The organism is Clostridium sp. MB05, assembly GCF_046581255.1.
Taxonomy (GTDB): Bacteria; Bacillota; Clostridia; order Clostridiales; family Clostridiaceae; genus Clostridium.
Genome location: NZ_CP174370.1, coordinates 3,221,167 through 3,235,550 on the forward strand (window position 1 = coordinate 3,221,167; position 14,384 = coordinate 3,235,550).

Consider the following 14,384-nt stretch of genomic DNA (forward strand, 5'->3'; position numbering starts at 1 on the left):
ATGTGTAAACGTAAATTTTATAGGAGTGACTTTTTTATTCTTCTATTTCTGAAAAGCCAAGTTTTATCAAAACCTTTAATTGTCTCAATCTACTTTTTCTTTAGATATTTTCTCATCTAGTTATTTGCGAAAATATTTAAATTATTATTCCGAGTATATGGTAATAAAATTCAAACAAATAGCCGATGAATATCATTTATTCTTTAATATTATCATACTTAATTAGAATTTATGTACTTTTACTCATAAAAATAGCCTTAGGCATTTTATTTCAATGCCTAAGGCTAAAAAATTTATTTATTTCTTTCAGCTACTGCAAAATAATTTTGTTCATTATCTGCAAAATTAAAAGTTTTACCAAAAGGCATAGATATTATTTCTCCTACAAGAACATTGTTATTAGATAACTTAACATGTAATGTTTCTATATCTTCTGTATAAAATAATAAAGATGGTGTTTCTAAATTTATTCCTGTTCCCATTTTAGCAATTACTTCTTTATTGTGAAGCACAATAGTTGTTTGCGAACTCTTTTGAGGCGCAATCTCAATCCATCTCATTCCTTCACCATTATCTTCTTCAGAAATTACAGTAAAACCTACTTTCTCTGTCCAGAATTTTACTGCTTCATCTTGATTATTTACATAAACCATAACTTGACCTAATATGTTAATCATAAAAAACACTTCCTTATCTATTGAAAAATATTATATATTAGTAATATTATATAATATAACCAATTTTAATAAAATACTATTGTTAATAGCTATCACTTACTTGTGATACGGTTCTCCTTTGTTAATCCTAAAAATATTTTCTCATTTCTACCTCTTGATACACTCATTTCTATAGTATTACAAATTGTTATAAATTTTATTGCATTTATTATTAATAATAAGTTTTTATTAGAAATTTTTAAAAATTATAGTTTTCTGCATATTTAAATAGTATATAGAAATTTTTTATTTAATAATTTTCTTGATAAACCTAGTAAAATTAAGGGTTTACAAGGGGCTAACGTTTCGTGAGGTCCTTGTAAAATAGAAAAAATAAATAAACCCTCGACAATACATTTCTGTATTGTTGAGGGTTTTCATGGTGGAGGAGATATATGACCTTTACGATTTTTCATTCGTAAATTTATTGTCTGTATTAAATATTACGTTTATCAAATTTTAATAATAAATCTTTATTTTTATCTATTTCCTAATTTTAATTTATAAACTAAACTATCTTCATAGAAAAAAGTAAACCATCCATAATTTAAAAACGTAATAAACCATAAATAATTAGAAGTTATAAATCCCTTAAGTCCTATCAACGATAATAATCCTAGAAATCCCAAGTACTTATATTTACCATATTCCATAATGCAATCCTCCTAATATAATAATTCTTAATGTATTTTATACTTTTATAATTATTATACTATAAGTACTTATAATTTTATATTTAATAAATTCTAATTTATTCTACAATGCTATATTTTAACTCTGGTCTTCCAACATTACCGCATGTTATCTTCACACATATTTTATCTATGCTCTCTAAATAATCCATATATTTTTTTATAGTCACATTACTAACATTTAGCTCTCTCGCAATTTCCCTTAGTGTCCATATTCTATTTGAATTATCTTTTAAAAATTCTTCTATTCTTTCAAGAGTTCTTGTATTTAATCCTTTTGGAAGTTCTGTACTTTGTCGACAAGTGCTTTTACCATGCATAGAGTCAATCTCTTTTTGAGTTAAATTGCCTGATCTATTGAATACTTCATACTTCAATTTGAATTTATTAAATGCTTCTTCAAATCTTTCAAATTCAAATGGTTTAACAAGATAATCTATAATACCATATGAAAAAGCTCTCTCTAGATCTTCTATACTATTTGCTGCAGTAACCATGATAATATCAACTAAATATTCTTTGGTTCTCAAAGACTTTAATATTTCTATTCCACTTTTTTGTGGCAAAAATACATCTAGAAAAATTAAATCTATTGTTTCTTTTTTCAATAATTCTATTATTTCTTCTTCACTAATTACTGGTCCATATACCTTTATATTTCCTATTTTTTCTAGATATTTTCTATTTATTAATGCTACCATTGGATCATCTTCTACTATTAGCGCCTTTACCATCTTCCTAATCCCCCTTATAAATAGTTATTGTAAATATCTTTTCTTCTTCAAGCTCTTTAATATTTATAATTCCATTATAAAGTTCTACTCTATTTTTTACTAAATTAAGACCTATTCCTCTATCTTTTCCTTTTGAAGATACTCCTTCTTTAAAAATATCATTCTTTATATCTTTGTCTATGGCTTTCCCATTATCTTTCACCATAATTCTAATTTTTCTATCATCTTCAAATAAATCAATTTCAACTCTTTTTATTTTAGTTTGACTTATTGAACAAGCATCTAAGGAATTTTCTATTAAGTTCCCTAAAATAGTAACTAAATCATATGAATTTATAAAGTCATGCTTTGCATATAAAAATGAATCTTCAGTAAGAACCATATCTACTTTTCTTTCTCTAGCTACCAATTCTCTACTTAACAATAAACCTCTTATATATGAATCTTTTATACTGGAAAATTTATTTGAATTAGCTTCCTGTATACGTTGTATATTTAGTATATATTTTCTTGCTTCTTCATATTCATCTATTTTCATTAATCCTAATATAACATGTAGGTTATTTCTAAATTCATGAATATTAGCTCTTAAGTTTTTTATAATTTCATCTACTCCAGTTATTTCTTTTGCAACTTTTCTTATATCATCTTTATCAGTTAAGGTAATAACCATTCCTAAATAATCTGATGATTGTATAATTGGATTAATTGTTACAAAAACTTTTTTACCTTGTATAATAAATTCTTTCATCTCAAAAGCTTCTCTATGGTCTATGTAAGTTTTAAGTTTTTCTATAACCTTATGAGAATCAAAGTCATCAAATAACCTATAACAATTTTTATTTATTTCTGTAATTTCGTTATTTTTATTTAAAGCTATAATACCATCTTTTACGCTATTTATTATAATCTTTTTTTGATTATATAATGTTGCTATTTCATATGGCTCCATATTTAAAATTTCTTTCTTTACGCTTCTCCCAAATAACTTTGATGCCATTATCGAAATAGATAATGTAAATATAAATAAAAGTAAATATCTTACTTTTATTATTTGATTTATTCCAGTGATATCTTTATAGTATTTACCTACCATAACAAATCCCACTTGTTCTCCATTATACATGATTGGCTCAAACCACCTTAATGTGACTCCCATCGAACCTTCCTTTAAAGAGAAATAACTTGTTCCTTCTTTTAAAACTTCTTCCTTATCATCCCCAACATATATTTGTCCTATTTGAGTTTCATCTAAATGAGAATACTTTTCTCCATTCATATCAGAAACTACAATTATATCTGCATCATTAAAGTTAGAAATGAATTTTTTTGTATATTCTTGTACTTGCCCATCATTTTCTTTATTATAAAGTTTATTCTGAATTAATTCACTTTGACCTATGGTAAATCCTACATGTTTTAAATTTGACTTTATAACATCATCTATATACGATATCTTCTCATTAATAAATATAATATATGATAATATAAGAGGTATAAATGCAATAACTATTGAGGATAAAATTATTTTATGCTCAAATTTCAATTTTTTTCTCATAAAGATCACCAACTAACTATTGTTTTCTTAATATAAAAAGCATATTATTAAGATATCTACCTCAATAATACGCTTTTTATATTATTTATGCTATATTATTTTTACAAGTTCCTTTTGTTGAGAAGTCTTTTGCATTTTCATATGATATTTCTATCATATTAGTTAAAGCTTCGTCTGTATATGAACCTATATGTGGAGTTATCAATACTCTTGGGTATAAATCAACTAACTTCTCATATGATGAATTTTCTAATTCTTGTCCATTTAAATTCTTAAAGAACACTTCTGATTCTCCTTCTAATACATCAGTAGCAAATCCTCCTAGTTTTCCAGATTCAACTCCTCTGATTACTGCGTCTATATCTTGAAGTTCTCCTCTTGCAGTATTAACTAGTATAGCTCCATCCTTCATTTTTGATATAAATTCATCATTTATAATATGATAATTTACACCTTTTATATATGGCATATGAACTGATATAACATCTGCTTGTGCTAAAACTTCATCTAGTTCCATAAATTCTACTACTTCTTTAGCTGCATCACTTTGGAATACATCGTAAGCTATTACTCTAGCGCCTAACCCTTTGAATAATTTAGCTGTAGTTAAACCTATTTTACCAGCTCCAAGTACTGCTACTGTACAATTCCTAATTTCCTTACTGAACATAAATCCATCAACTAAGAAATTCTTTTCTCTTGTTCTATTTACTGTATATGCAGTATGTCTTAATAACATCATTGCATGGGATAGTGCTAATTCACCTATAGCATTTGGCGAATATCCAGGAACTCTAGCTGCTTTTAATCCTAAATCCTTAACAGCTTCTAAGTCAACATGGTCAAATCCAACAGTTCTTGTTAAAACTATTTGTAATCCATTAGCTTTTAATAACTCTAAGTTTTTTCTATCAGCCTTGCAATTTCCTCTAACCATTATAGCTTCAGCTCCAATTGCTTCAGCTACATTTTCATGATTAAGACCTAAAGTAACTAATTTTAAATCGTATCCGTAATTTTTATTTATCTCATTGAAGAAAGGAACCTCTGTCTCTCTAACTCCATAACAAACTATTTTCATCATAATCTAATCCTCCTTATATTATATCTACATAAATAATCCTAGATTTTTTATAACTTCTAATATAATTATCCACACCGGCATAGCGAATACAGCTACTGCTGTTGATATTAACGAACAGTTTGATGCAAACACTGATTCTTTATCAAAACTTATAGCATATGATGCTGCAACTGTTGCAGTTGGGGCTGCCATCATTATTACTGTTGTAGCCATTCCTTCAAATGAAACTGGTAATATTCCTAATTTATTTACAGCTAACAATAACACAAAGTTTATAACTGGTATTAGCATTACTTTTATTAAACTGTATGCCCAAGCATCTTTTTGTACTATAGCTTTTTTCATTGGTATTTCTGCTAAAGTAGCACCTATACATATCCATGAAAGTGGTGATGCTAACTTACTTAAATAATCAAGTGCTTTATAGAACCAAGGTAATGTTTTGTCTAATCTTAAGAACCCATAACTTGCAGTTCCATCTTTAACTGCTATTGTAACTTGAGGTAATTTATCTTGGAATAACCATATAAATAATCCTAAGAATGTAGCTAATATAATTGGATTTAAGAATACTTCCTTCATATTTTTCTTAAAGTTTTCTTTATCCATTTTAGCTCCAGACATTTTTATAAATGCATATGAATATAAGAACACTCTGTAAGCTATGTTAAATATATTTGAGTACATAGCTCCAACTGCACCATAAACCGCAGTAACTATTGGAGTTCCAAAGAATGTAGTAGATCCAAATATAGTAAGTACTCTATATACATCCTGTTTATCTCCTTTAACTCTTGAATACATAAATTTAGTAATTGGTATTAATAATATGTAAATTACAAATCCCCATATTAAAATACTTATACCTTGATGTAACTCCTCACCATTTATATCCTTCATAAATGAAGTAAATGCTAAAGCAGGTAATGAAACTGTCAAAACAAGCTTAGATATAGTTTTTGATGCTTGTCCATTTAATATTTCTTTTTTTCTTAAATAAAAACCTAAAAGTATTATTGATACTGATGAAAATATTGCGCCTAAAATTTCATTATTAGTTAAAGTATTTTTAATAATTTCTAACATTCTTCTTCCTCCATCATTGTTTTTTTTTTAACACTCTCAAATTTATAGTACAATTTTCGATATTTCTTTTCAATTTTTTTAAATTAATTAATAATTATTTAACTTATTTAAGTAATATTTTTATTTAACTTTATTTTTTTAATATAAAAATCCCTGTGTATAATACCTTTTCAAAGGTATTATACACAGGGATTTCAGCGGATTTATCAATTCTTATAATTTATTAGCATTGAAAAATATACTTTGCCATCCATATTATTGTTTGTTATTTGTTTAATAATCAATTTTGCATCTTCTTCCATATATTCTCTTAACGGATCTTCTATATATGTTAATTCTTGCAAATCAAATTCTTTATTAGGGTATAAATTCAAAGCTAAATTTTTATATCTATGTATATCATTACAAGATTTTAATATATTTAAAACTATTTTACCTAAGGCATTTTCTCCATATTCACAACCTAAAATTAAGTATCGTTCTTTAGCATTACCTATAAGTTTATTTTTATCGTAGTTATTAAGTAAAGGTAATAAAATAAACTCTACATCTATTTTATTATTAAAATAAGATTGTTTTAGTATTATTAATTTACTTATAATTTCTAAATTTAATTTATATATATCTAATGATATTTTTTTTCTTATAGCTAATATAATTACATTCTTATTTTTAAATAACTCATTTAATTTTAATATATTATCATCATTAATTTCACTTAATACCAATAATACCCTACCTTCATTGTAATTTATAAATTCAAAGCTAGCAATATTATTAATTTCTGAATTTAATTTAATAATCTCTATTCTATCATTACCAATTTTATAACAATTTCTATTTAGAATTTCATTTTTTAAATCAGAATTATTTATAAATTGTACTCCGTCTCTTAGATTATCAAATATAATTTCATTTTCTACCCCACAGCATATTAATTTATATATCATATATCAGTGCCCTCATTTCACATATTTCCCATTTTAAATCATGCTATATTATAAATTCATCCTTATCTATTTCTATATAGAGCCCCTATACATTATATCAACCTTATTTTTTCTTATCTACTTAATATTAATTAATGTTTGATAAATTTAAAGTTCTTCCAACTCTACTGTCTTTCAGGCAGAAAAACAGTTATTCTTGTACCTATTTCTTTCCTACTTAAAACACTAAAATAGCCCTTATGACTATCAATAATCCACTTAGCAATAGAAAGTCCTAGTCCTGTACCACCATTTTTTCTAACTCTTGCAGTATCAGCTCTAAAAAAGCGTTCAAATATATGTGATACATCCTTTTCATCCATTCCTATTCCATTATCTTGAATAGAGAAATAAGGCTTATTTTTATCATTTTTTCCTGTTCTTAGTATTATATCTTCACCTTTCTCTGTGTACTTTGCTGCATTTTCTATTAATATCCTAGCTGTTTGTTTAAGTAAAGCTATATCCCCATAAACATTTATATTTTCTGAATCTACATATCTATATATGTGATCTTTATCTATCATCTTAGATTCTTCCAAAACTTCTTTCATCATATCATTAAGTGAAAATTCTATAACCTTAAGTTGAGTTTTACCATTAATACCTCTAGCTAAAAATAATAACTGCTCTATTAAGTTTTTCATATTTTCTGATTCACTTTTTATTGCTGCAATAGATTCCTCTAATACTTCCTCATCATCTTTTCCCCAACGATCTAACATATTAGCATAACCTTGAATTACAGATATAGGAGTTCTAAGCTCATGTGATGCATCTGAAACAAATCTTGCTTGCTGTCTATAAGAATCTCTCATTCTATCTAATAAGTTATTAATTGCTTCCTCAAGCCCCTGAAGATCGCTATCTCCAATATGAATTCTTTCATCAGATGTAACAGGACTAATCTTAGATATAGCGTCCTCAAGACTTTGAAATTTTTGTTCATCAAAAGCTATATCACTAAGCCTGCTTGCAGCTTCTGCTATTTCATTAAGTGGTTTTAAAATCCTTCTATTTTTTGCAGTACCAAATATCATTTGATTTAATAGCATTATTAATTCTATTATTCCAATAGCAGCAATTACTTTTATAAGAAGATTAAGAAAAGTGCTAGCTTCTTTTATCATTACTTTTCCATTATCCCAAATAACTTTATAAGTTGCTGTTTCTATAGGATAAAACTCAAAGGATCTTTGAGCATTTTTCACAATTTCCCCATAAAAGCTTAGTTCACTTTCAATACACCAAACTCCAATAAGCCCAGCAATTATACATATATCAATAATAAGAAACTTTAGAAATAACTCTCTTACAAAAACAGAATTTAGTTTTATTGCAATAGATGTAACATTTTTTGTTTTATTTTTTCTACTCATCTTTAATTACGTACCCCACACCACGAACTGTAGTTATTATTTTTACATTAAAAACATCATCTATTTTTGTTCTTAAATATCTTACATAAACATCTATAACATTTGTTTCTCCAATATAATCATACCCACATACCTTTTCCATAAGTGTATCTCTAGTTAAGACTATATTCTTGTTTTCCATTAATATTTTTAACAAATTAAACTCTCTATTAGTAAGTTCTATCTCTGTACTATCATACATTACTTTATGTCTCATTTTATCTAATGACAATAATCCACACCTTATTATGTCTTCATCCTTTTTTGCTGTAACTATTCTCTTTTTAAGTGCTGTTCTTATCCTTGCAAGTAACTCTTCTATTGCAAATGGCTTAGTTATATAATCATCTGCTCCTGCATCAAGACCTGATACCTTATCCATAACTGCATCTCTTGCAGTAAGCATTATAACTGGGATGTCAGAAGTCCTTCTAAGCCTTCTTAATACTTCAAGACCATTAATTTCTGGAAGCATTATATCAAGAAGAACTAAATCCACCTCACCTTTTTCTGCAATTTCAAGACCTGTTCTCCCATTATTTGCTTTTACTATTTCATAACCTTCATGTTTTAACTCAAGTTCAATGAATCTTGATAATTTTTCTTCATCTTCAACTATTAAAATCTTAATCATTCTTACTCACCTTTTTAAATTTTTCTTTTATGACTTTTACATTCTCTGAAATCTCACTTAATACCTTATTAACCTTACTTGTATTAACTCTATTTGAATACACATAAAATTCTATATCAAAAAATAATCCAATAACAATTAAAGGTATAATAATCCAAAACATAAAAAATGAAAGTATAGCAACTACTGTAAGTGGCACTCTTAAAAATACTTTGTCCTTCTTCTTTATTTCTAAGAAAATATTATTACATGTATCTATAAACTTACATATACTCTCAAAAATCCCTTGAAAGCTTTTGTTATTTTTGTGCTTGTTCCCTTCACTATTCCTAACTTCTTTGCTTTCCTCACTATACTTTGTTTCATTAGTATTAAAGATACTAACAGAAGGTTTTCTCACCCTTCCACTCTCTTCTAAATATAATAAAGCATCCAATATATCCCAATTATTATTCTCTAAAACTGTTTTAGCTTCTTCATAGCTTATATTTGTTTTTTCCCTCAATTTATCTACTAACTTAAGCTTCTCCATAAATAGACCTCCATATCTATGGCATAAAAAATAAAATACATTATTTAAATTTTACTATTTTACTTGCCATAAGTATATTAAATTCTTAATAAATTATAAAGTAATTCTACAAATAAAAATCTAATAAACTGTTTGAAATTATTACGAACTAATTACGAACTAATTAAGAAAATATGTTCTTTTAAAATTGAATAACATCGTATTTATAAAATATGCTATAATTACTCATAATTTAAAAAAATGCAAACTAGCAGTTATTTATAATCTTATCGATAAACATGAATTTGCAAAAATATTGGAGGAACAATATGAAAGATAATAATAAAACAAACAAGTTAACTAATGTATTATTTATAATTTATTTAATTGCATTATTTTGGATTATAGTATTTAAATTTAATGTACGATTACCTTCTTTGAGAAATATGAGAAGTATAAACTTAATTCCGTTTAGTGAACCTTTAATCTTAAATGGTAAAATTGCTTTTAGTGAAATCATTATGAATGTAGTGATTTTTGTACCGCTTGGTATATATTCAGGAATTTTATTTAAAAGATGGATTATTGGAAAAAAACTTTTCTTATTTTTCTCAATTAGTTTAATATGTGAAATATTCCAATTTATTTTGAATGTTGGGGCTTCTGATATTACAGACATAATTAATAATACTTTAGGTGGAATAATTGGATTAATGATATATAAAGGAATTGAAAAAGTATTCAAAAATAGTGGTAAGGCACAAAAATTCATAAATATAATTGCGATAATAGGAACTATATTAATGATTTTATTGTTATTATTACTAATGATAAACAACTTATGGATATTTAGACATTGATACTTTACATACTACTAGTGAACTATAAATAAAAGTTAAATTCCAATGTATAGAAGTTATATGAAGTTGGTATATAATTAGCACGCATTTTTAAAAATACTATGAAGTATAAATGAATATTAAATTATTAAAAATACCGTATTATTCAAAGTGAATATATGGTATTTTTTAGTTCGCAATTCAAAAAAATGAGTGCACTACATAAGTAATCCACTCTATATAAAATATGTTCTTTGAAAATTGAATAGTACGGTATCGGGGAAATATGTTATAATTTATCAATAATAGTAATTAATTGTATTAATTCAATGTGGATTTTAATATCACAAAATCAACAATTCATATTTTTCTATTAAGGAGGTTAAAATGTACGAAAGTTATACAAGTCAGTCATTACCATCAAAATATTATAGAGAACTATTAGGAAGTGCAATTTGCGTTTTTAATTCCAATAATGCCTTTATTATAGAGAATATCTTAAGGAACGACAAAGGGTCATCGTATAATTGGAGTGATTTAATTGACAAAACTTCTGGGGAATTACTCTCTCCAATAAAAGAAACTATAACAAAGAATTCGAATACAAAAATTTCAAGAAAGTTTGAGGAACTTATTTGTAAGAGAAATAGAATTATTCATAGCTTCCAAATTACAGATAAAGATGGAGAACAGAAGTTAGCAACAAAAGATAAACACAATAAACAATATGTTATTACAGAGAAAGATTTAGAGGAATTTATTAAATTAAGTGAAGAATTAAGTGCTGCTCTTCATGAATTTAGAGGATATTAATTAATTGTTTTAACTAAATTATTTAGAAGTAAAAATGTAAATATTATATTAAAATACCGTATTATTCAAAAATGAATATACGGTATTAAGTTATATATGTAACCTTATGGTTGATTAGTGTATAATTGTTATATAAATGATTGTTTATTAATTTAGTGAATAAAAGAGAGGGGATTATGAAGAATAAGACAATGCCAATTTTGATGGGAATAATATCATTTGGATTATTTATATTATTACAAAATATTTTAAGAGCAACAGATGCACAAGGTTTTATCTTGGTAGGAACCATAGTTATTTGTATTAATATATGGGGAGTTGCTGAATATGTAATTAATAAAGTAGATAAGAAGTGATTTACATATAATGCTATTAAATTTATAAAAACACCGTATTATTCAAAAAAGAATATGCGGTATTTTTTATTCGAAATTATAAATTATTAGTAGACTACATAAGTAATACACTCTATATAAAATATGTTCTTTGAAAATTGAATAATATGGTATTATAATTAGAATGTAAATATATAGACAAATAGTATATAATTGTATTATATTATTAGTTAATTTAATTAATTATTTAATATCAATGTAACTATATATGGTATTTGGAGGAACTTATGAGTTTTAAATTATTAGGAAAATCTTTATTATATACTTCTGCTGTTACTACTATACTTTGTATTCTTTTATCTTTTTGTAATGGAAATGAAGTTTTTGTAACTTTATTTATTTTTGGAATTGGTATAATATTTACTATGTTTACTTGTACTTTATTAATTATTGAATCAATAAATGATAATAAATAAATAAAAAAAAGAAATCATTAAATAAAAAATACCGCATTATTCAATAAAATGTATCCCTTGTAAAGGACATTATGAAAAAGACCGTACTAAGTTAAGAAGATGATTTCTGTATTGAACAGGAGTCATCTTCTTTAAGTTCCATTGATATCTATATTCATTATAATAAGTCATATATTGGTCTATCTCATTTCTAAGATCTTCTAAAGTTTGACACGGCTTTATGTTGACCTCATCTTTAAAATGTCCGAAGAACGATTCCTGCGGCGCGTTGTCCCAACAGTTACCGCGCCTAGACATAGATTGACCCAAGCCGCAATCTTTTACTAGCTTTTGAAATTTGGGACTTGTGTAATGTGCACCTTGATCTGAGTGAATAAAAGCTTCATTATGAATTTTTACACGTTCTGATTTTTTTAGATTAGTAAGAGTATCTATAACTATATCTAAAGTAAGGCTTTCAGATACGTTGTAGGCTAATATTTCATTAGTAGATGCATCTTTAATGGTCGACAAATAAGCCTTTTTACTCCTATCTTTATAGAATAAATAAGTGATATCAGTAAGTAGTACTTTACCCGGAATATTTTGTTTGAAATTTCTATTAAGTAGATTTGGTAAGACTTTATGTTCTCTGGTTGCTTTTACCATTCTCCTATATGGATTTGCTTTTCTATGAGGACAAACAATATTATATTTTTTCATAATTCTACGAATACGTTTTAGATTATATACAATTCCATATTCGCCTTCCAATGTCATTTTTATTTGCCTGGCACCTTTTTTACGATTTTTAAAATTAAATGCAGCTAAAACTACATTTTTAATCTCTAGGTCCTTATCGTTGCGCTTGCTACGCAAGCATTCGGATTTTGATGAAAAATAATTATAATACCCCGAACGTGACACACCAACTAATGCACATAAATAACTAGTCATATTTTTTAGTTTATATCTTTTAATTACTGATTTAATAAGAATAAATTTTTCTTTTGCTAATAAAACTATTTCTTTTTTCTCATCCTCCTTTCCATCATATCGAGCTTTTTTAGTAATTCATTCTCAGCCTTAAGTAGATTGTTTTGCGCTTTAAGACGTTCATATTTTTCTTCTATAGAAAATTCTTTATCAATAATTTTTCCTGACTTACCTTTTCTTGAATCATCTAATCCATGTATACCATTTTTCTTATATGCAGCACGCCATCTCTTACTTATTGACTCAACTCGTCCAACTCCTAATATGCTTATTACAAAACCATATTCTTCAAATATCTTTCGTGGGAATTTTCCTTTTTCGTATTCTGATATAAAAATACGTCTAAATTCATTCGTGTAAGTAATTGATCTTTCACTGACACTCTTTACATATTTATTATTAGCTAATAATTCTATTTCTTCCTTCGTAAATAACTTGCTACTCATCTAATCCACTCCTATCGTTATGTTTTATTATACATAAAAAAACCTATAAAATAGACATTTTTTAGTTGTCTATCTTATAGGGTACATTTTACAAAAAGAATATGCGGTATTTTTTTAGTTTGCAATTCAAATAAATGAGTGGACTACATAAGTAATCCACTCTATATAAAATATGTTCTTTGAAAATTGAATAATACGGTATTAAAACACATGTAAAATTATGGTCAAATTAGTTATAATAGTATTATATTAAAAAGTGAAATAAAATTTATCAATATGTAGGGAGATATTATGAACATAATTAATAAAAAGCGTTTGATTGTAGCTTTTATGGTGCTATTAATATTAACAAACTTTTATCAATTTATTAAAATAACTAATTATAAGAAACTTACTGAAAGAAATGATAATGAATTTAGGTATACATTAGTCATGATTTATAACAGTATAGAATCTATTGAAGAAAAGAGACATGATGAAATTGTTGACATGGCTGCTTTATCTTCTGCAATAGGCCAATCATATGCAATATATAATTCAACATCTTATTATAGTAAAAATAAATTATTACATGAAACTTTAAGGATATTAAATGATAATATATCTAATAGAACTAATATTCAGGAAGTATTAGATGAAAATGATTTAAATATTTTAAATCCTTTAATAAAAAAGGTAAAGGATAATCCATTAGATAATGAAGCAACAGAAGAATTGTTATACTTAGTTAGAAAACATACAGTAATAGGCTCACCTTTACCTTAAAAGATAAGAGTAATATTAACTATGACGAAGATAAAATTATAAAGTAAATTGATAAAAATACCGTGTTATTCAAAAATGAATACGCGGTATTTTTTAGTTCGCAATTCAAATATTATAAAAAGTAATTATTGAAGTGAAAAATTATTAATTTTCCACTTAATCATGACTTTATATAACTTCAAAAAAGTGGACATATATAAACATGTTTTAAAACAGAGCCTAACTTTAAAAATTCCCTAAGAATTTCTTCCTTAATTCTTCATTTAGTAATTTTAAATGGTGAAATATAATAATGGCGAAGTAATTAATAAAA

At 25.8% G+C, this 14,384-nt stretch carries 16 protein-coding genes; 5 read left to right on the forward strand and 11 right to left on the reverse strand.

From position 1 onward, the window contains the following. Positions 1-293 precede the first annotated feature (293 nt). The 10 genes from ACH36K_RS15065 to ACH36K_RS15110 form a co-directional block, all read right to left on the reverse strand. A complete protein-coding gene (locus ACH36K_RS15065; RefSeq protein ID WP_411168426.1) occupies positions 294-677 on the reverse strand; it encodes a VOC family protein in 384 nt (127 codons plus the stop codon). A gap of 518 nt (positions 678-1,195) precedes the next feature. Beyond that, the gene (locus tag ACH36K_RS15070) at positions 1,196-1,369 is read right to left on the reverse strand and encodes a hypothetical protein (RefSeq protein ID WP_411168427.1); all 174 of its coding nucleotides are present in this window, start codon (positions 1,367-1,369) and stop codon (positions 1,196-1,198) included. A gap of 98 nt (positions 1,370-1,467) precedes the next feature. Next, complete coding sequence (locus ACH36K_RS15075; RefSeq protein WP_411168428.1) at positions 1,468-2,142, reverse strand: response regulator; 675 nt, start codon at positions 2,140-2,142, stop codon at positions 1,468-1,470. 4 nt (positions 2,143-2,146) lie between these two features. Then, positions 2,147-3,700, reverse strand: a complete 1,554-nt coding sequence (locus ACH36K_RS15080; RefSeq protein ID WP_411168429.1) for an ATP-binding protein — start codon at positions 3,698-3,700, stop codon at positions 2,147-2,149. 85 nt (positions 3,701-3,785) lie between these two features. Continuing rightward, complete coding sequence (locus ACH36K_RS15085) at positions 3,786-4,784, reverse strand: 2-hydroxyacid dehydrogenase (RefSeq protein ID WP_411168430.1); 999 nt, start codon at positions 4,782-4,784, stop codon at positions 3,786-3,788. 24 nt (positions 4,785-4,808) lie between these two features. Then, entirely contained in the window at positions 4,809-5,870 is a 1,062-nt protein-coding gene (locus ACH36K_RS15090; protein WP_411168431.1) for an AEC family transporter, read from the reverse strand. 206 nt (positions 5,871-6,076) lie between these two features. Next, positions 6,077-6,820 (reverse strand): hypothetical protein, encoded by a 744-nt coding sequence (locus ACH36K_RS15095; RefSeq protein ID WP_411168432.1) that lies wholly within the window; start codon positions 6,818-6,820, stop codon positions 6,077-6,079. 164 nt (positions 6,821-6,984) lie between these two features. Beyond that, positions 6,985-8,238, reverse strand: coding sequence for a sensor histidine kinase (locus ACH36K_RS15100; RefSeq protein ID WP_411168433.1), 1,254 nt, complete (start codon positions 8,236-8,238; stop codon positions 6,985-6,987). After that, positions 8,231-8,911 (reverse strand): response regulator transcription factor, encoded by a 681-nt coding sequence (locus ACH36K_RS15105; RefSeq protein ID WP_411168434.1) that lies wholly within the window; start codon positions 8,909-8,911, stop codon positions 8,231-8,233. The genes ACH36K_RS15100 and ACH36K_RS15105 overlap by 8 nt, the downstream gene beginning before the upstream one ends. Then, positions 8,904-9,443, reverse strand: a complete 540-nt coding sequence (locus ACH36K_RS15110) for a ubiquitin (RefSeq protein WP_411168435.1) — start codon at positions 9,441-9,443, stop codon at positions 8,904-8,906. Before ACH36K_RS15110 ends, ACH36K_RS15105 begins: the two co-directional genes overlap by 8 nt. Before the next feature lie 308 nt (positions 9,444-9,751). On the opposite strand from ACH36K_RS15110, the gene ACH36K_RS15115 reads away from it, so the two are divergent. The 4 genes from ACH36K_RS15115 (at position 9,752) to ACH36K_RS15130 (ending at position 11,885) form a co-directional block, all read left to right on the forward strand. Next, on the forward strand, positions 9,752-10,282 hold the full coding sequence (locus tag ACH36K_RS15115; protein WP_411168436.1) for a VanZ family protein: 531 nt from the start codon (positions 9,752-9,754) through the stop codon (positions 10,280-10,282). A 366-nt stretch (positions 10,283-10,648) separates the two neighbouring features. Then, positions 10,649-11,074 carry a selenium binding protein gene (locus tag ACH36K_RS15120; RefSeq protein WP_411168437.1) on the forward strand — a complete coding sequence of 142 codons (426 nt, stop codon included), beginning with the start codon at positions 10,649-10,651 and terminating at the stop codon, positions 11,072-11,074. Between the two features lie 176 nt (positions 11,075-11,250). Next, the gene (locus tag ACH36K_RS15125; RefSeq protein ID WP_411168438.1) at positions 11,251-11,430 is read left to right on the forward strand and encodes a hypothetical protein; all 180 of its coding nucleotides are present in this window, start codon (positions 11,251-11,253) and stop codon (positions 11,428-11,430) included. A gap of 266 nt (positions 11,431-11,696) precedes the next feature. Next, positions 11,697-11,885, forward strand: a complete 189-nt coding sequence (locus tag ACH36K_RS15130) for a hypothetical protein (RefSeq protein ID WP_411168439.1) — start codon at positions 11,697-11,699, stop codon at positions 11,883-11,885. Between the two features lie 69 nt (positions 11,886-11,954). Here ACH36K_RS15130 and ACH36K_RS15135 read toward each other — a convergent pair. Then, positions 11,955-13,306 (reverse strand): IS3 family transposase gene (locus ACH36K_RS15135; RefSeq protein WP_411167527.1). Its coding sequence is split into 2 segments (ribosomal slippage): positions 11,955-12,913 and positions 12,913-13,306, totalling 1,353 coding nucleotides; the frame shifts between segments, so codons are not numbered across the junction. Between the two features lie 291 nt (positions 13,307-13,597). Between ACH36K_RS15135 and ACH36K_RS15140 the strand changes: the two genes are divergently transcribed. Then, positions 13,598-14,071, forward strand: a complete 474-nt coding sequence (locus ACH36K_RS15140; protein ID WP_411168440.1) for a hypothetical protein — start codon at positions 13,598-13,600, stop codon at positions 14,069-14,071. Positions 14,072-14,384: the final 313 nt, after the last annotated feature.